Source organism: Sedimenticola thiotaurini, from assembly GCF_001007875.1.
GTDB lineage: Bacteria > Pseudomonadota > Gammaproteobacteria > Chromatiales > Chromatiaceae > Sedimenticola > Sedimenticola thiotaurini.
Map to the genome: position 1 here is coordinate 1,767,398 of NZ_CP011412.1, position 18,508 is coordinate 1,785,905.

An 18,508-nucleotide genomic window follows, 5' to 3' on the forward strand; every position below is an offset into this window, starting at 1 on the left:
ACCCCACCGGTCGAAAATCTTTCCCCCGGACGCAACCGTGAGATCATGAATCAGACAGCGCGAAAAATACTAGTGACCAGCGCCCTTCCCTACGCCAACGGTCCGATCCATATCGGTCACATGGTGGAGTACATTCAGACCGACATCTGGGTTCGCTTCCAGAAAATGTGCGGTAACCAGTGCCTCTACGTTTGTGCCGATGATGCCCACGGAACGCCCATCATGCTGCGGGCCCGCAAAGAGGGGATCGAACCGGAGGCCCTGATCGCCCGGGTTGCCCAGGAGCATAAGGCCGATTTCGCCGATTTCAACGTCGGTTTCGACAATTACCACTCCACCCATTCAGAAGAGAATCGGCACTATGCGAGCCTGATTTACCAGCGCAACAAGGAGAAGGGCAACATCGCCAGCCGAACCATCACCCAGGCCTATGACCCGATCGAGGAGATGTTCCTGCCGGACCGGTTCATCAAGGGTGAGTGCCCCAAATGCGGCGCCCAGGACCAGTACGGTGACAACTGTGAAGTGTGCGGCGCCAGCTATTCCCCGGCCGAGTTGAAAAACCCGGTGTCGGCCGTTTCCGGGGCCACGCCGGTGGAGCGGGACTCCGAACACTACTTCTTCAAACTGGCCAACTTTGAAGCCATGCTGAAAGGCTGGATTCGCGACGGTCATCTTCAGGAGGAGGTAGCCAACAAGCTGGGCGAATGGTTCGAGGCGGGGCTGCATGAATGGGATATCTCCCGGGACGCCCCCTACTTCGGTTTCGAGATCCCCGACCATCCGGGTAAGTACTTCTATGTCTGGCTGGATGCACCGATTGGCTACATGGCCAGCTTCAAGAACCTGTGTGATCGTACTGAGGGTCTGGAGTTCGACGAGTTCTGGGGCCCGGAGTCGGATGCGGAGCTGTACCACTTCATCGGCAAGGATATTATCTATTTCCACGCCCTGTTCTGGCCGGCCATGCTCAATGGCGCCGACTTCCGCAGCCCGACCGCGGTGTTCGCCCACGGCTTCCTCACCGTGGACGGCCAGAAAATGTCCAAGTCGCGGGGCACCTTCATCAAGGCCCGCACCTACCTGGATCACCTGAATCCCGAGTACCTGCGCTACTACTTTGCTGCCAAGCTCGGCGCCGGAATCGAGGATATCGATCTGAGCCTGGAGGATTTCCAGGCCCGGGTGAACTCGGACCTGGTGGGCAAGGTGGTCAATATCGCCAGCCGTTGCGCCGGCTTTATCAAGAAGCGTTTTGCCGGCCAGCTGGCCGGGCAACTGGCCGACCCGAACCTGTTCCAGAGTTTTGTCCAGGCCGGTGAGCAGATCGCCGGACATTATGAAAAACGGGAATTCAGCCGGGCGGTGCGGGAGATCATGGCCCTGGCCGATCGGGCCAACCAGTATATCGATGAGCAGAAACCCTGGATTATCGCCAAGGAGCCGGAGCGCGATGCGGAACTGCAGCAGGTCTGCTCCATGGGGCTCAACCTGTTCCGGCTGCTGATCGGCTACCTGCGGCCCATTCTACCGGCTACCGCGGAGCGTTCCGAGGCCTTCCTGCAGGTTGATCCACTGACCTGGGAGTCATTGAAAAACCCGCTGCTGGATCACCATATCGCCGCCTTCAAACCGCTCATGACCCGCATTGAGCCGAGCCAGATCGAGGCGATCATCAACGCATCGAAAGAGGATCTGGAAAAACAGGCGGATGCCGCCACCCAACCGGCCGGACCGCTCGCCGATGATCCGATCAGCGACACCATCGACTTTGCCGACTTCGCCAAGATCGATCTGCGGGTGGCGAAAATCGTCAAGGCGGAACGGGTTGAAGGGGCAGACAAACTGCTGCAGCTGACCCTGGATCTGGGTGGCGAAACGCGCAATGTCTTCGCCGGCATCAAGTCCGCTTACGACCCCGCCGACCTGGAGGGACGCCTGACGGTCATGGTGGCCAACCTGGCCGCCCGCAAGATGCGCTTCGGTGTGTCGGAAGGCATGGTGCTGGCAGCGGGCCCGGGCGGTAAAGAGATATTCATCCTGTCTCCGGACAGCGGTGCCAAACCGGGAATGCGGGTCAAATAGGCGGATTACAGCAATGACCTGGTGCTTCTGATGGCTGTTGACACCTGCTCCCGGCAACAGCCGGTGGGCAGGTGATGATGGTCAACGGGGCCGGGATGGGAGAGCCGGAAAATATGCTGCAAATATTATGTTGCATGACCGGTCATACAGAATGGGCAATATTTGAGGCATTCACCGTATATACCCAATGGTTATAAGGTTATACACACACAAACTGTCGGTTGTTAGCATTAGGGTTAACCACTACCATCGACCATCCCTCTCCTTATATAGAGTAGGTCCGCTTTAGATGAAAGAGTACGCGCTTATCCTCATCAGTACCGTGCTGGTCAACAACTTCGTCCTGGTGAAGTTTCTTGGCCTGTGCCCCTTCATGGGCGTTTCCAAAAAACTGGAGACGGCGGTCGGCATGGGTATGGCGACCACCTTTGTATTGACTCTCTCTTCCATCTGCAGTTACCTGGCTAACGAATACCTGCTGGCACCCCTGGGACTGGAGTACCTGCGCACCATCACCTTTATCCTGCTCATTGCCGTGCTGGTGCAGTTCACCGAGATGGTGATGCACAAGACCAGCCCGATTCTCTATCAACTGTTGGGCATCTTCCTGCCCCTGATCACCACCAACTGTGCAGTTCTGGGCGTGGCCCTGCTCAATGTTCAGGAGCAGCACGGTTTTATTGAATCCGGCCTGTACGGTTTCGGTGCCGCTGCCGGCTTCTCCCTGGTGCTGGTGCTGTTTGCCGCCATGCGTGAGCGGGTCACGGTATCGGATGTACCACAGCCTTTCCAGGGCAGCGCCATTGCCATGATCACCGCCGGCTTGATGTCCATCGCCTTCATGGGCTTCTCCGGCCTGGTATCCAGTTGAGGTGATGACAGGATGCTGATTGCAATTGCCGCCATTGCCCTACTGGCGCTCGCCTTTGGCCTGCTGCTCGGCTATGCCGCCATCCGCTTCCACGTCGAGGGGGATCCGATCGTGGAGAAGATCGAAGCCCTGCTGCCCCAGACCCAGTGCGGCCAGTGCGGTTTTCCCGGTTGCCACGCCTACGCTGAGGCACTGGCAAACGATGAGGCTGAGATCAACGCCTGCCCCCCCGGTGGCGAAGCCACCATGATCTCCCTGGCGGATCTGCTGGGCAAAGATCCGGTTCCGCTGGAAGGCGCCGCCGCCGAGGAGAAACCAAAAGCCGTCGCGGTGATCAGGGAAGAGGAGTGTATCGGTTGTACGCTCTGCATCCAGGCCTGCCCGGTTGATGCCATCCTGGGTTCCGCCAAACACATGCATACGGTGATTCGCGATGAGTGCACCGGTTGTGAACTCTGTGTACCCCCTTGTCCGGTGGAGTGCATCGACATGGTGCCGATCGAGGTCAACATCAGCAACTGGAAATGGCCATTCCCGGGGGACACCCGCAACAGTGCCACCCTTGAAACCGCCCCCGAGAACTAGACGATATGCAGCACTCCGTGTCAAAGCAGAAGCATACCCTCTACCGATTCCATGGCGGGTTGCACCTGCCGGATAACAAAAGCCAGTCACTCAAACTACCGCTGGAGCAGGTGGCGCTGCCAAAACAGCTGATCATCCCCCTGCAACAGCATATCGGCGAGAGCGCGGAGCCCCTGGTCAAGGTGGGGGATCATGTACTCAAGGGCGATATGCTGGCCAAACCACAGGGCTACGTGAGCGCCCCGGTACACGCCTCCTCATCCGGCACTGTGGTGGCAATCGAAGCCCAGCCGATCCCCCACCCCTCCGGTTTACGGGCCGACTGCGTGGTGATTGAAACCGACGGCAAGGAGACCTGGGGCAACCAGCTGGAACCGATGCCCGACTACCGGGAGGTCGACCCATCGCTGGTGCGGGAACGTATCCGCAATGCGGGCATTGTGGGCATGGGCGGTGCCGCATTCCCGGCCAGCGTAAAGCTGACACCAGGGCAGGAAAACCCGATCCATACCCTGATCATCAATGGTGCGGAGTGCGAACCCTACATCACCTGTGATGACCTGTTGATGCAGACCCAGGCGGAGAAGATCCTGCTGGGCGTGGACATCATCCGCCGCCTGGTTGGTGCGGAGCGTTGTCTGTTTGGCATTGAAGACAACAAGCCCAAAGCGATCGAGCAGATCCAGCTGGCGGTAAATGAAGCCGGATTCGACTGGATCTCGGTAATCGCCATCCCCACCCTCTACCCGAGCGGTGGCGAGAAGCAGTTGATCAAGGTGTTGACCGACCAGGAGATACCCTCCGGTAGTATCCCCGCCAAGATCGGCATGCTGTGCCATAACGTGACAACCGCCTTCGCCATTGCGGAAGCGGTGGTCGATGGCAAACCACTCATCTCCCGCTATGTCACTGTGACCGGTAATGGGGTCAGGCAACCGCGAAACCTGGAGGCGTTGATCGGTACACCTGTAGCGGCCCTGATCGCCCAGGCCGGCGGCTACACTGACCAGGTGACCAAACTGATCGTTGGCGGTCCCATGATGGGATTCACCCTGACTACTGACCAGGTACCGGTCACCAAGGCCACCAACTGCCTGCTGGCGGCCGACAGCCACGAGGCACCCGATCCCGGCCCTGCACTGCCCTGCATCCGCTGCGGTCGCTGTGCCGACGCCTGCCCCGCCAACCTGTTGCCCCAACAGATGTACTGGTATGCCCGGGCCAAGGATCTGGAGAAAGTGCAGGAGTACAACCTGTTTGACTGTATCGAATGCGGTTGCTGCTCCCATGTCTGCCCCTCCCATATCCCGCTGGTGCAGTATTTCCGCTTTGCCAAGACCGAGAGTTGGGCACAGGAGAAGGAGCAGCGGGCGGCGGAACGGGCGCGTCAGCGTCACGAAGCACAGTTGGCCAGAAAGGAGCGCCTGGAGGCGGAGCGCAAGGCCAAACTGCGGAAGAAGAAAGAGGCGCTGAAGAAGCCGGTTAGAAAACAGCCGGACTCCGATGTAGCCGGTGCTGAGGCAGATCCCAAAAAAGCAGCCATCGCCGCCGCCCTGAAACGGGCCGCCGAGAAAAAAGCCAAGCTCGCAGAACAGGGGATCGCTCCCAAAAACCAGGCCAACCTCAGCGATTCCCAGCAAAAGGCGATTGATCGGGCGGATCAGCGCCGGACCGAAAATCAAACCGACGCCGTGACCTCTGAAAAGCAGGGTGAATAACCGATGCGTTTTACCACCATAACCTCCCCCCACAGCGACCGGCCCAACAGCGTCAGGAAGACCATGTTGCTGGTCATCCTGGCACTGATGCCGGGTGCGGCCGCCATGATCTGGTTTTTCGGCTGGGGCATCTTGATCAACATGCTGCTGGCCAGCGTGACCGCCGTCGCCTGTGAGGCGCTTGCCATGCGCCTGCGCAAACGGCCGGTACTGCCGGTGGTGGGTGATTTCAGCGCCGTGCTCACTGCCTTGCTGTTCGCTGTGGCGGTGCCGCCCCTGCTGCCCTGGTGGCTGACCGTCCTCGGTGTCGCCTTTGCCATCCTGATGGTCAAACAGATCTACGGCGGCCTTGGCTACAATCCATTCAATCCGGCCATGGCGGCCTATGTGCTGCTGCTGGTCTCCTACCCGGTACAGATGACCTCCTGGCTGCCACCGGCCATGCTTAACGAATACCCCCTGACCTTTTTACAGAGCGCCAGTGTGATCTTCACCGGTGCCCTTCCGGACGGGCTCGACTGGGATACCCTGACCATGGCCACACCGCTGGACGCCATGTTTACCCAGTTGGATCAGAGCCGGATGTTGAGCGAGATCCTGACCCAGCCACTCTGGGGTGACTTTGGCGGCCGTGGTTGGGAGTGGGCCGGTAACTGGTTCCTGCTGGGTGGTCTGTTCCTGCTCTACAAACGGGTTATCAGCTGGCATATTCCGGTCTCCATGCTGGGCAGCCTGCTGGTGATCGCCATGCTGTTCCATTTCCTGGACCAGGAGGCCTACCCCTTCGGCATGTTCCACATCTTTACCGGTGGCACCCTGCTGGGAGCCTTCTTTATCGCCACCGACCCGGTATCCGCCTGCACCACCCGCAAGGGACAGCTGCTGTATGGCGCCAGCATCGGCCTGCTGGTGTTTATTATCCGTACCTGGGGTGGCTACCCCGATGCAGTGGCCTTTGCGGTGCTGCTGATGAATATGGCGGCGCCCACCATTGACTATTACACCCAACCGAGGGCGTTCGGCCATCCGGGAGCGGGACGTGATTAGGCATCCGGTTTCTCTCGCAGGCATATTGCTGGCCCTGTTCGCCACGGCGGGAACCGCACTGGTGGCGGTGACCAATAATCTGACCGCCGACAAGATCGCCGCCAATGAACGGGAGGCACTGCTGCAGAGCCTGACCGCCCTGGTGCCGGCCGAGACCATCGACAACGATATTGTCACCGATACCCGCGTAGTGTCTGACAAACAGCTGCTGGGCGGCGATCAGACCCTGGTCTACCTGGGGCGCAAACAGGGCAAACCGGTCGCGGCCGTATTCACCTCCATGGTGCCGAACGGTTACAGTGGCCCGATCAAGTTGCTGGTGGCGGTCAAGGTTGACGGCACACTCGGCGGTGTCCGGGTGGTATCTCACAAGGAGACGCCCGGGCTGGGTGACAAGGTGGAGGAGAACCGCTCCGACTGGATCTTCTCGTTCGAAGGGAAATCGCTCACCAACCCGGATCTGTCCGGCTGGAAAGTGAAAAAAGATGGCGGCGAGTTCGATCAGTTCACCGGAGCCACCATCACGCCCCGGGCAATTGTCAACGGTGTGAAGAACACCCTTCTGTACTACCAGAAACAGGGCAAGACCCTGTTTCAGAAACCCGACGAGGCAGCCAAAGATGAGTGACATAAACTATGGCCGACTGATCCGCGACGGTCTCTGGAACAACAACCAGGCCCTGGTGGCCCTGCTGGGTCTCTGCCCACTGCTTGCGGTCACCAGTACCGCGATCAATGGACTGGGGCTGGGTATCGCCACCACCGCCGTGCTGGTGATGTCCAACGCCACCGTCTCCCTGATCCGCAACCTGGTGCGCCAGGAGGTGCGACTGCCGGTGTTCGTGATTGTGATCGCCTCTTTTGTCACCGCGGTGGAACTGAGCATGAACGCCTGGTTCCATGATCTCTACAACGTGCTGGGCATCTTCATTCCGCTGATCGTCACCAACTGCGCCATCATCGGTCGGGCCGAGGCGTTTGCCTCTAAGAATCGCCTGCTACCCTCCATCGTGGATGCGCTGGCCATGGGGCTGGGATTCACCTGTGCCCTGGTGACCCTGGGCTCGATGCGGGAGCTGATCGGCATGGGCACCCTGTTTTCCCAGGCGGATCTGATGTTCGGTGAGATCGCCAGCGGCTGGACCCTGAGCCTGGGCAGCGATTTCAAGGGCATGTTGCTGGCCATCCTGCCGCCCGGTGCCTTCCTGGGTATGGGCCTGATGATCGCCCTGAAAAACATCATCGACAACCGACTCACCAAAACCGAGCCGGCGGCCGTCTCAAACACCCAATCCGATATGACGCCCGACACCGCCTGAGATTCCAGCCGGCCTGAATCTCGCCACGGGGACAGCAGATGCCGCAGGAGCTAACCCTCAATACCCGCTGGACCAGGCTGGCGGCAAAACGCTTTCATGAGGGCCGGGGCAGACCGGTCATCGCGCTGCATGGCTGGCTGGATAATGCCGCCAGTTTTGACCCCATCGCGCCCCTGCTGCCGGACCTGGATATCCTGGCCCTGGATCTGCCGGGCCACGGCCACTCGGCCCACCGACCAGCCGGACAACACTACCATTTTGTCGATTTCGTAGCGGATGTGGTAGCCGCCGCCGACGCAATCGGCTGGGAGCAGTTCTCCCTCATGGGACACTCCATGGGCGCCGCCATCAGTAGCCTGATTGCTGCCAGCTTTCCGCAACGGGTGGAACGCCTGGTACTGATTGAGGGGCTCGGTCCCTGGGGAGAGGATCCGGAAAACTGCGCCGATCACCTGGCTGAAGCGACCCGGCAACTACTCGACGGGAACCCAACCAAACAGCGGCATTACCCCTCGCTGCAACCGATCATCCGGGCCCGTCTGCAGGCCGGAGACCTGAGTGAATCCTCCGCCCGCCGCCTGATGGAGCGAAACACCGGCACCGATAGAGAGGGCATCTTCTGGCGCACCGACCCGCGACTGCGTTACCGCTCGCCCATTTATATCACCGAGGAGCAAGCCCAGGGATTCCTGTCCCGTATCCAGGCCCCCACCCTGTTCATCCGGGACGGGGAACGCACCCCTCCGGCCCGTTACAACTGGCAGCAACGGGAAACCCTGATCGCCAACCTGAAAATCGCCAAACTGAGCGGTGGACATCATCTGCACATGGAGAATCCGCAACCGGTAGCGGAGGTGGTCCGCCGCTTTTTCAGCGAATAGGGATTCCGTACATGGCAGGACGCCTGCACTGGTTTGCCTATTTGACGACCAACCGGCAGATTGACACGACGTACGGCAGCGCCCCTCTCCATTCAGCCTGACAGACATCCCAGGATTGAACGGGGAAATGCTTGTGGGTACTTTTGTATCCAAAAGTACCTCGTCACAGGCCGCCAGGTCGGGCGAAATTCCTCTAGTAGGTCAACCTGTTTTTAACTCGGGGAAACCAGCCCTCCGGGCTGGGTTACTTTTACGGGTAAAAGTAACCAAAACCCCCGCTCCACCACGCCACCCCGGCGGGGTTCCCTCTGTTTCTCGCCAGCAACGGGGCGCGCATAACTCGCTGCGCTCAGACAGATGCGTGCCTTTGTCCGTCCCTTGCTGCGATACTCGGTGGCGCGGAAGTCGGATTATCGTGCTAAGCCTAGACCATTAACGCTTTCCATAATGAACAGGTAGATTGGCAGGCGGTATGCCAGTGTCCCTCCCCCGTTCAGCCTGTCGAGCATCGCAGGACTGAGCGGATACAAGCGTGAAATTGTCTGAGCCGCACAGCGGCGAGTTTTTTCACGCGCCGCTCAGACCGAGAAGCGCAGAGTACCCGAAGGGCAGGCTGACCGGGGAAAGGCTTTTGGGCAGTTTTGGCCACAAAAGTACCTCGCCGAAGGCCTTCAGGCCGGGCGAAATGCCTTTTTAAACAGGTGATCCGATCCGCCGGGCCGGGTTACTTTTACGGGTAAAAGTAACCAAAACTCTCTCGCCACCACGCCACCCCTGTGAAACCCAAACGCTGAATAACGTTTTTTAAGATGAACAGGCTGATTGGCAGGCGGTATGCCAGTCCACCACCACCCATAATCCAGTGGCCTGTTACAGACGCCCGCAGGCGCTACTGATTCAGATCATTCACTACCCAGCGCCAGGCGATGATCAGTCCCAGCAGGGATACCGCGACGGACAGATTGAATACCACAGCAGGCCCGATGTGCTCCCACAGCGCCCCGCTCACCACTGTACCCAGGGCTCCGCCGAGGCCGAAGCTGAGACTGCTGTAGAGCGCCTGTCCCCGGCCCTGGTGACGGCCGGTGAAGTAGTGGTGTACCAGGTGGATCGCCGAGGCGTGAAAGGTACCGAAAGTGGCGGCATGAAGCGTCTGGGCAAAAAACAGTAGAATCAGGGAGTCGGCAAAATTGCCGATCAGAAACCAGCGCAGCGCCGCCAGCAGCAGACTGGCCATCAACACATTGCGCGCTCCCAGACGCAGCAACAGACGGGGTACCACCAGGAACACCGCCACTTCCGCCACCACACCCAGGGCCCAGAGCTGACCGATCAGGGTTTTGCTGTAACCGAGCGACTCCATGTAGATAGAATAAAACCCGTAGTAGGCGCCGTGACCAGCCTGCAGCAGAAAGCAGGTGGCAAGAAAAGCCACTACCGCCGGATTGCGCAAGACCGAGAGGATACTGGGTTGATCCACCGGGTGGGGCCGGCTGGCCGGGTCGGCGATCAGCAGGCTGGCGCCCCACAACAGCCCATAGATGGCCAGCAGCACCGGCAGTACCGCGACCGGGCCGTACAGATCCACCGCCACGCCAAGCACTACCACCGTAACGATAAAGCCCACCGATCCCCACAACCTGATCTGCGCATACCGGGAGACCCGCTCACCCAGATAACAGAGCACAACCGCTTCGAACTGGGGCAACACCGCGTTCCAGAAAAAGCTGAACAGTATCATCACCAGGGCCAGTTGCCAGAAGCCCTGGAACCAGAACACCGCCACGAATACCAACGTAGTGAGCAGGGCTCCGAAGCGCACGATGACCATGCGCCGGCCCAGGTGATCCCCCAGCCAGCCCCACACAAAGGGCGCAACAATCTTGGTAGCCATGGGGATAGCCATCAGCTGGCCGATCGCCACGGCATTGAACTCGAGACTCTTCAGGTAGAGTCCCCAGTAGGGCACCAGGACACCCAGTGCGGCAAAGTAGAAGAAATAGAAGCCCGACAGGCGCCAATAGGGCATACGCGTCAATCTATGGGATCAGTGAACCGGCCGGTAGCACGCTTGCGCCACCGGCCAGGGGTTATACAGAGGCAGGGATATCCGGCGTCCCGCTCTGAACGTCGAGGTTTTGCGCCCGGTGCCGCAGCAGATGGTCCATCAGCACCAGCGCCAGCATCGCCTCCACAATCGGTGTGGCCCGGATACCCACACAGGGGTCGTGACGCCCTTCAGTCACCACCTCCACCGGTTCACCAGCCAGATTCACGCTGCGACCCGGCAAACGCAGGCTGGAGGTGGGTTTGAAGGCGACGCTGGCCAGAATATCCTGACCGCTGGAGATACCACCCAGGATACCGCCGGCGTGGTTGCTGAGAAACCCCTCCGGGGTCATCTCATCCCGGTGCTCCGTGCCCTTCTGGGCCACGCAGTCAAAACCGGCGCCGATCTCCACCCCCTTGGCGGCATTGATACTCATCAGGGCATGGGCGATATCCGCATCCAGACGGTCGAATATCGGCTCTCCCAGTCCCACCGGAATGCCGCTGGCCACCACATCGATACGCGCCCCCACCGAGTTACCCTCCTTGCGCAGGGCATCCATGTAATTTTCCAGCTCGGCCACCTTGTCCGCATCGGGACAGAAAAAGGGATTCTGCTCCACCTGATCCCAGTCCCGTTTGTCGATACGGATCGGCCCCAGTTGGGAGAGACAGGCGCGGATAGTGATACCACACTGCTCACGCAGATATTTTTTGGCGATGGAACCGGCCGCTACCCGCATGGCCGTCTCCCGGGCAGAAGAGCGGCCACCGCCGCGATAGTCGCGCAGACCGTACTTCTTGGTGTAGGTGTAGTCGGCGTGACCGGGACGGAAGCGGTCCATGATCTTGGAGTAGTCCTTGGAGCGCTGGTCGGTGTTGTGGATCAGCAGCGCAATCGGCGTGCCCGTGGTTCGGCCCTCGAACACGCCGGAGAGGATCTCCACCCGATCCGCCTCGCGCCGCTGGGTGGTATGGCGGGAGGTACCGGGCTTGCGACGATCCAGGTCGTCCTGCAGATCCGCCTCGCTCAGCGCCAGTCCCGGTGGACAACCATCGACTATACAGCCGATGGCCGGCCCGTGGCTTTCGCCAAACGAGGTAACGGTAAAGAGTTTTCCGTAGCTGTTTCCAGACATAGTGTACTGCCTGTTGGATGATCGATAGTGTCTGGCAGGAACGCCGGGCGCCCCTGCCAGAACCGGGTTACTGCAGCCAGCTGTTGACCTGTTTCAGATCATCAATGGAGAGGTTGCCGGTCGCCTGCTTCAGCAGCAGACCATTGAGGATAAAATCATAACGCACCTGGGCATAATTGCTGCGGGCACTGAACAGGTCCCGCTGCGCATTCAGCACATCCACCATGGTGCGGGTACCCACTTCGAAGCCGGCGGTGGTGGCCTCCAGGGCACTCTCGGCGGAGATGGTACTGGCTTTGAGCGCTTCAACCCGGCTGATACTGGACATCACGCCCCGGTAGGCGTCCCGTACCGAACGGTTGACCGAGCGTCGCTGCTGATCCAGGCTCTGCTGGGCAGCTTCGTAATCAAAACGGGCCTGTCGGGTACGGGCACTGACCCCGCCACCGGTATAGAGCGGCAGATTCAGTTCCAGCCCCACATAGGTGGTGTGGGCATCGGTGCCGGTCCTGCTGCTGCTGACATCCAGCGAGTGTGATCCCACCAGGTCCAGGGTTGGGGAGTCACCGGTGTCCTGCAGGTCGATGTTGAGACGGGCAATATCGACACCGTAGCTTGCTGCCTGCAGGGAGAGATTCTGGGTTTGGGCCGCCTCGGCCCACTGTTCCGGATTCTGCGGTTGCGGGGGATTGAGCGGCAGTTTTTCGGCCAGCGGTGCCAACTCCTTGACCGACTGTCTGATAATCTCCTGCTGCGCTTCCCAAGCGTTATCCAGAGCATTTTCCGCCTGGATCAGGTCGGCCCGGGACTGGTCGAATGCGGCCTGCGCCTCATGCACATCGGTAATAGCGATCAGACCCACTTCAAAACGCTGCTTGGCCTGATCCAGCTGGCGTTCGATAGCCGCATTCTCCGCCTTGGCAAATTCCAGGCTGTCCTTGGCCGACAGTACATTGAAATAGGCCTGGGCAACCCGGATGATCAGATTCTGCTCTTCAGCCGCGTAGGTCACCTGGGCCTGGGCAATCTGCCGGTCAGCCTGGTCGAGCTGAATGTTGAGCTCCGGATGATAGATGGACTGGGAGAGATTGAGCGCAAGGCCCGCCGTGGCATAGTTGTTCGGGTTTTTGGTCGGACTGGAAGCGGAGTGGTTGATATCGTAACGGATCAGACCGGCGTCACCGGAAAGACTGACGTATGGCAGCAGCAACGCCTTGGCAAGCGGCTTCGCTTCCAGGGCAGAATCCCGGTTTGCCATGGCCGCTCGCAATTGTGCGTCATTCTGCAATGCAAGCTGATAAATCTCCCACAGATCCTCCGCCTGGGCGGAGGAGGCCCCCAGCAACTGGCCAAGCAAAAGCGGCAACAACATCTTTTTCATGGTTAATCCTGTACAGAATCGAGAATCATAAAATTATATCATCAAAGTGCTACTGAACTGGTGGGTTATTGTGGCATGGGCGGCACCAGCAGTTGCGGATCAATCTGGAACTGATGGAAATTCATTCTCCAGTCCAGGTGTGGCCCGGTCACCCTTCCCGTCGCTCCCACCCGCGCGATGGGATCACCCTGCCGGATCCGGTCACCTTCCTTTACCAGAATCTCGCTCAGATGCAGAAAAGAGGAGGAGAGATGCTGACCATGATCCAGGATCAGGGTACCGCCGGAAAAAAACATGTCGGGATGGACCAGGGTGACAACACCATCCGCCGGTGCCCGCACCAGGGTACCGACCGGGGCGGCCACATCCACTCCATAGTGGGGCCGCCGCGGCTTCCCGTTGAGTATCCTTTGGCTGCCATAGACGCCGGAGATGCGCCCCTTTACCGGCCATTGCCAGCCGGTCAGATAATCGGTCCGGGGATCGTCCAGTTTCCTGGCCGCCTTGACCAGGGCCGACTCCCGGCGAATCCGCTTAAGATCCATCTTCTCCGGCGTCACTTTCCGTTTCGGCAGATTATCGATCCGCTGGATCTTGTACTCTCGCCGGGCGATCTCCAGTACCTGCTCCTCGCTGTGGCCATCGGGATAGGTGAGCCGCAACCGACTTTGGGGCGGATGATCCCGATCGAATCCCAACACAAAGTAACCCTGATCCGACACCGCAACCGACAGATCATCCAGTTTCACCTGTACACCCGGCTCGGTTTTACCCACCACCAGGCCGCCCTGGACATAATTTCCCTCCAGGGTGTAACCGGCGTACCCGGGGGTGGAGATAAGCAGAACGGCACAGATCAGCAGATAACGGACCAGGGAGACAGGAGATTTCATTTTATGTTGGTTTTCAGCCATGGTTGATTGGAGTACCTAGCGGAGACAGGTCCCGATATTGGGGCAGCAACCGGAACCTGCACGATGCATTCTGACAGGGCCACGATTTCTGTGTATCAGTTAATCATGAAATAATGCCAGAGGGAAAGATCACATGGAAATTTCTGACCCGAAATCACAGCCGTCGTTCCCCGGATACGCCATAAAATGACAGATACCCATCCTACACAGCACAAGATTCGCAGCAGACACTACAGTTGGCCGGAAGTGGTCAGCATGGTACTGGAACACCGCAGCGAGCTAGTGAAGGCAAATATCATTGCCATCCTGGGTACCTGTATCTCCGTGCCGATCCCCTTGCTGATCCCCCTGATCGTGGACGAAGTACTGCTGGACAAACCCGGCCCCAGCGTACCACTGATGAACTCCCTGTTTCCCGACTCCTGGCACTCCCCTCTGCTCTATATCGGCGTCATCCTGCTACTGACCATGCTGATGCGTCTCGCCTCTCTGCTGCTGGGCGTGTGGCAGATGCGCCAGTTCACCATCATCTCCAAGGATGTCACCTTCCGTATCCGGCGCAGCCTGCTGAAACGGCTGGAACGGGTCTCCATGGCGGAGTACGAAACCCTCGGCAGCGGCACCGTGGCCTCTCACCTGGTGACAGACATCGACGCGGTGGACAGCTTTCTCGGCGTCGCCACCAGCAAGTTCCTGGTGGCGGTACTGAGTATCATCGGTACCGCCATGGTGCTGCTCTGGATGCACTGGCAACTGGCTATCGTGATCCTGCTGATCAACCCTATCGTGATCTGGATCACCACTATCTTCGGTCACAAGGTGAAAGCGCTGAAACGGCGTGAGAACAGCGCCTACCAGGCGTTCCAGGAGAGCCTGGCCGAGACCCTGGACGCGATCCAGCAGATCCGCGCCAGTAACCGGGAGCGCCACTATATCCAGCGCATCATCGGCAAGGCGGACCGCATACGCCAGCACTCCGCCGCCTTCACCTGGAAGAGTGATGCGGCCCAGCGCCTCTCCTTCACCACCGTGCTGTTCGGTTTCGACTTCTTCCGCGCTCTCAGCATGGTGATGGTGCTGTTCTCCGGTCTCAGCATCGGTCAGATGCTGGCGGTCTACGCCTATCTCTGGTTCATGATGTCCCCATTACAGGAGATCCTGGCGATCCAGTACTCCTATAACGGTGCCAAGGCGGCACTGGAACGGATCAATCAACTGATTCGCATGGACCTGGAACCCGAGTATCCCCACAATCAGAATCCCTTCCAGGGGGTCACCACCACCGACCTGCGCCTGGAGCATATCAGTTTCCGCTACGGCGATGGCCCGCTGGTGCTGGACAATCTGTCGCTCAATATCCGGGCCGGAGAAAAAGTGGCCCTGGTGGGGGCCAGCGGCGGCGGCAAGACCACCCTGGTGCAGATCATCCTCGGACTCTATCCTCCGGAATCGGGCACCATCTATTTCAACGGAGTACCGATGACCGAGATCGGCATGGACAAGGTGCGGGAGCACGTAGCCACGGTCCTGCAGCAGCCGGCCCTGTTCAACGACAGCGTGCGCATCAACCTCACCCTGGGTCGACCATGCAGCGACGACAAGCTCTGGGAGGCGCTGCGGATTGCCCAACTGGAGGAGACCATTCGGGAGCTGGATAAGGGACTGGACACACAGGTGGGGCGGGACGGAGTGCGTCTATCCGGTGGCCAGCGCCAGCGGCTGGCGGTGGCCCGGATGGTACTGACCAACCCCCGCCTGGTGATTCTGGACGAGGCCACTTCGGCCCTTGACAGCACCACGGAAAAGCATCTGCATGAGGCGCTGCAGAGTTTCCTCAAGGATCGCACCACCCTGATCATTGCCCACCGGCTGAGCGCAGTAAAACAGGCTGACCGGGCGCTGGTGTTTGACGATGGCAGGATTATCGAGCAGGGCAGCCATGAAGAGCTGATCAATAACCAGGGACTCTACGCCTCCCTCTACCGCCGCCAGGAGGTGTAACCAGAGAGACGCTTGCAGCCCCCCCGCACGGACAGGCCGATGATAAATCTGCACCATTAAAAAGGGGGCCGAGGCCCCCTTGGATACTACTCAGCGAAGCGGCAGATCCTTCAGGACTCGCCCTCTTCCACAGCTTTCATGCTGAGACGGACACGACCCTGCTTGTCCACCTCCAGGACTTTCACCTTGACCACATCACCTTCGGCCAGCTTGTCGCTCACTTTCTCGACCCGCTCTTCACAGATCTGGGAGATGTGCACCAGGCCATCCCGGCCCGGCAGGATGGTGACAAAGGCGCCGAAGTCCATCAGACGGACCACCTTACCTTCGTAGATCGCACCCACTTCCACATCAGCGGTGATCAGTTCGATACGTTTCTTGGCATCTTCACCGGCGGCCTTGTCGACCGAGAAGATCTTCACCACACCGTCATCGCTGACGTCAACCGTGGCACCGGTCTCTTCGGTGATGGAACGGATGGTGGTGCCACCCTTGCCGATTACGTCACGAATCTTGTCCGGGTCGATCTTGATGGTGATGATGCGCGGCGCATGCTCGGACATCTCTTCCCGATGGGTATCGATCGCCTTGTTCATCTCTTCCAGGATGGTCAGGCGTCCTGCCTTGGCCTGATCCAGAGCGATCTCCATGATCTGCTTGGTGATCCCGTCGATCTTGATATCCATCTGCAGGGCGTTGATACCGTTGGAGGTACCGGCCACCTTGAAGTCCATATCACCCAGGTGATCTTCGTCACCCAGGATATCGGTCAACACGGCAAAGGCGTCATCCTCTTTGATCAGGCCCATGGCCACACCGGCTACCGGCGCCTTGATCGGCACACCGGCATCCATCAGTGCCAGGCTGGTACCGCAGACCGAAGCCATGGAGCTGGAGCCGTTCGACTCGGTAATCTCAGAGACCACACGGATCGAATAGGGGAACTCCTCCAGGGTCGGCATACAGGAGAGCACGCCGCGCTTGGCCAGACGACCGTGACCGATCTCACGCCGTTTGGGTGAACCGACACGACCGGTCTCGCCCACGCAGAAGGGAGGGAAGTTGTAGTGCAGCATGAACGGCTCACGATACGTGCCATCCAGTGCATCGATAATCTGGGAATCACGCTCGGTACCCAACGTGGTCACCACCAGCGCCTGGGTCTCGCCACGGGTGAACAGGGCGGAGCCATGGGTACGGGGCAATACCCCGGTACGCACGCTGATGGGACGTACGGTCTTGGTGTCACGACCATCGATACGGGGCTCACCGGAGAGAATCCGTCCACGGACGATCTTCTTCTTCAGTTTACCGATGGCATCTTTCACCTCACCCTCGCTCCACTTGGCATCTTCACCGGAGCAGAGCGCTTCGACAGCGGCATTGGTGGCCGCGTCCAGCTGGGCGTAACGCTCCATCTTGTCAGCTATCGTGTAGGCCTGCTTGATCGCATCGCCGGCGGCGGCAGCCACCGCCTCGGTGAGCGACTCGTCTTCAACCGGGACACTGTACTCGATGGTCGGCTTACCGACTTCAGCGGCCAGCTCCTTGATGGCGTTGATGGCGACCTGCATCTGTTCGTGACCGAACAGTACCGCACCCAGCATCACCTCCTCGGAGAGTTCACGTGCCTCGGATTCAACCATCAGCACCGCATGCTCGGTACCCGCAACCACCAGGTCCAGATCGCTCTCGTCGCTGAGTCCGGTACTGGAAGCGTTAAGGATGTAGTTGCCATCCTTGTAACCCACTCGGGCCGCACCAATCGGTCCCTGGAACGGCAGACCGGAGATGGCCAGTGCCGCGGAGACGCCGATCAGTGACGGAATCTCCGGATCCACTTTCGGGTTCAGCGACATCACGGTACAGATGATCTGTACCTCATTTGTAAAGCCCTTCGGGAACAGGGGGCGAACCGGCCGGTCAATCAGGCGACAGGTCAGGATCTCCTTCTCGGAAGGGCGACCTTCACGCCGGAAAAAACCACCCGGAATCCGGCCGGAAGCGTAGGTTTTCTCCTGGTAATCAACGGTCAGCGGGAAGAAGTCCCGGCCTTCAACGGCGCTCTTGGCGCCCACCACGGTGCACTGCACCACAGTGCCGTCCATATCGATCATGATCGCGCCGTCCGCCTGGCGGGCGATTTCGCCGGTCTCCAGGCTTACGGTGTGTTCACCGTACTGAAATACTTTTTTGGTAGGGGTCACAATAGTGTCCTCAAATTTGGTTCAGGTTCGGGTTAGCGACGCAGGCCTAGACGCGAAATCAGTGAGCGATAGCGTTCAACATCCTTGGACTTCAGATAATCCAGTAGCTTGCGGCGAGAGTTCACCATGCGCACCAGTCCACGACGGGAGTGGTGATCGTGTTTATGGGCAGCGAAATGCTCGGTCAGCTGGTTGATGCGAGCGGTCAACAAGGCTACCTGCACCTCAGGGGAACCGGTATCGTTCGGTCCCTGTGCATATTCCTCAACAATCGCCTTTTTCTGTTCTGCGTTAAATGCCATTTTGTTTTT

Annotated in this window: 15 protein-coding genes; 9 read left to right on the top strand and 6 right to left on the bottom strand. The window is 59.4% G+C overall.

What is annotated here, in order from left to right; translation table 11 throughout:
• Nucleotides 1–45: 45 nt before the first annotated feature.
• The 8 genes from metG to AAY24_RS08125 all read left to right on the top strand — a co-directional run bounded on the left by metG (nucleotide 46) and on the right by AAY24_RS08125 (nucleotide 8,506).
• Nucleotides 46–2,085 carry a methionine--tRNA ligase gene (gene metG / locus AAY24_RS08090; protein ID WP_046859249.1) on the top strand — a complete coding sequence of 680 codons (2,040 nt, stop codon included), beginning with the start codon at nucleotides 46–48 and terminating at the stop codon, nucleotides 2,083–2,085.
• 289 nt (nucleotides 2,086–2,374) lie between these two features.
• Nucleotides 2,375–2,956 (top strand): electron transport complex subunit RsxA, encoded by a 582-nt coding sequence (gene rsxA, locus AAY24_RS08095; protein WP_046859250.1) that lies wholly within the window; start codon nucleotides 2,375–2,377, stop codon nucleotides 2,954–2,956.
• Between the two features lie 12 nt (nucleotides 2,957–2,968).
• Nucleotides 2,969–3,541, top strand: a complete 573-nt coding sequence (rsxB, locus tag AAY24_RS08100; RefSeq protein ID WP_046859251.1) for an electron transport complex subunit RsxB — start codon at nucleotides 2,969–2,971, stop codon at nucleotides 3,539–3,541.
• A gap of 17 nt (nucleotides 3,542–3,558) precedes the next feature.
• Nucleotides 3,559–5,259, top strand: a complete 1,701-nt coding sequence (rsxC, locus tag AAY24_RS08105) for an electron transport complex subunit RsxC (RefSeq protein ID WP_046861134.1) — start codon at nucleotides 3,559–3,561, stop codon at nucleotides 5,257–5,259.
• A gap of 3 nt (nucleotides 5,260–5,262) precedes the next feature.
• Nucleotides 5,263–6,306, top strand: a complete 1,044-nt coding sequence (gene rsxD / locus AAY24_RS08110) for an electron transport complex subunit RsxD (protein WP_046859252.1) — start codon at nucleotides 5,263–5,265, stop codon at nucleotides 6,304–6,306.
• Nucleotides 6,299–6,934 carry an electron transport complex subunit RsxG gene (gene rsxG / locus AAY24_RS08115; protein ID WP_046859253.1) on the top strand — a complete coding sequence of 212 codons (636 nt, stop codon included), beginning with the start codon at nucleotides 6,299–6,301 and terminating at the stop codon, nucleotides 6,932–6,934. The genes rsxD and rsxG overlap by 8 nt, the downstream gene beginning before the upstream one ends.
• Nucleotides 6,927–7,625, top strand: coding sequence for an electron transport complex subunit E (locus AAY24_RS08120; protein ID WP_046859254.1), 699 nt, complete (start codon nucleotides 6,927–6,929; stop codon nucleotides 7,623–7,625). The genes rsxG and AAY24_RS08120 overlap by 8 nt, the downstream gene beginning before the upstream one ends.
• Before the next feature lie 38 nt (nucleotides 7,626–7,663).
• The gene (locus AAY24_RS08125; RefSeq protein ID WP_052761140.1) at nucleotides 7,664–8,506 is read left to right on the top strand and encodes an alpha/beta fold hydrolase; all 843 of its coding nucleotides are present in this window, start codon (nucleotides 7,664–7,666) and stop codon (nucleotides 8,504–8,506) included.
• Nucleotides 8,507–9,395: 889 nt separating this feature from the next.
• On the opposite strand, the gene AAY24_RS08130 is transcribed toward AAY24_RS08125, so the two are convergent.
• From AAY24_RS08130 to AAY24_RS08145, 4 genes are all read right to left on the bottom strand, one after another.
• Nucleotides 9,396–10,535: an MFS transporter gene (locus AAY24_RS08130; RefSeq protein WP_046859255.1), complete on the bottom strand. Its 1,140-nt coding sequence runs from the start codon at nucleotides 10,533–10,535 to the stop codon at nucleotides 9,396–9,398.
• 61 nt (nucleotides 10,536–10,596) lie between these two features.
• Complete coding sequence (aroC, locus tag AAY24_RS08135) at nucleotides 10,597–11,694, bottom strand: chorismate synthase (protein WP_046859256.1); 1,098 nt, start codon at nucleotides 11,692–11,694, stop codon at nucleotides 10,597–10,599.
• 67 nt (nucleotides 11,695–11,761) lie between these two features.
• Nucleotides 11,762–13,075 carry a TolC family outer membrane protein gene (locus AAY24_RS08140; protein WP_046859257.1) on the bottom strand — a complete coding sequence of 438 codons (1,314 nt, stop codon included), beginning with the start codon at nucleotides 13,073–13,075 and terminating at the stop codon, nucleotides 11,762–11,764.
• Between the two features lie 65 nt (nucleotides 13,076–13,140).
• On the bottom strand, nucleotides 13,141–13,989 hold the full coding sequence (locus tag AAY24_RS08145) for a M23 family metallopeptidase (protein WP_234422263.1): 849 nt from the start codon (nucleotides 13,987–13,989) through the stop codon (nucleotides 13,141–13,143).
• A gap of 186 nt (nucleotides 13,990–14,175) precedes the next feature.
• On the opposite strand from AAY24_RS08145, the gene AAY24_RS08150 reads away from it, so the two are divergent.
• Nucleotides 14,176–15,990, top strand: coding sequence for an ABC transporter ATP-binding protein (locus tag AAY24_RS08150; RefSeq protein WP_046859259.1), 1,815 nt, complete (start codon nucleotides 14,176–14,178; stop codon nucleotides 15,988–15,990).
• A gap of 110 nt (nucleotides 15,991–16,100) precedes the next feature.
• On the opposite strand, the gene pnp is transcribed toward AAY24_RS08150, so the two are convergent.
• Complete coding sequence (gene pnp / locus AAY24_RS08155; RefSeq protein WP_046859260.1) at nucleotides 16,101–18,197, bottom strand: polyribonucleotide nucleotidyltransferase; 2,097 nt, start codon at nucleotides 18,195–18,197, stop codon at nucleotides 16,101–16,103.
• A gap of 32 nt (nucleotides 18,198–18,229) precedes the next feature.
• Complete coding sequence (rpsO, locus tag AAY24_RS08160; protein WP_046859261.1) at nucleotides 18,230–18,499, bottom strand: 30S ribosomal protein S15; 270 nt, start codon at nucleotides 18,497–18,499, stop codon at nucleotides 18,230–18,232.
• Between the last annotated feature and the right edge of the window lie 9 nt (nucleotides 18,500–18,508).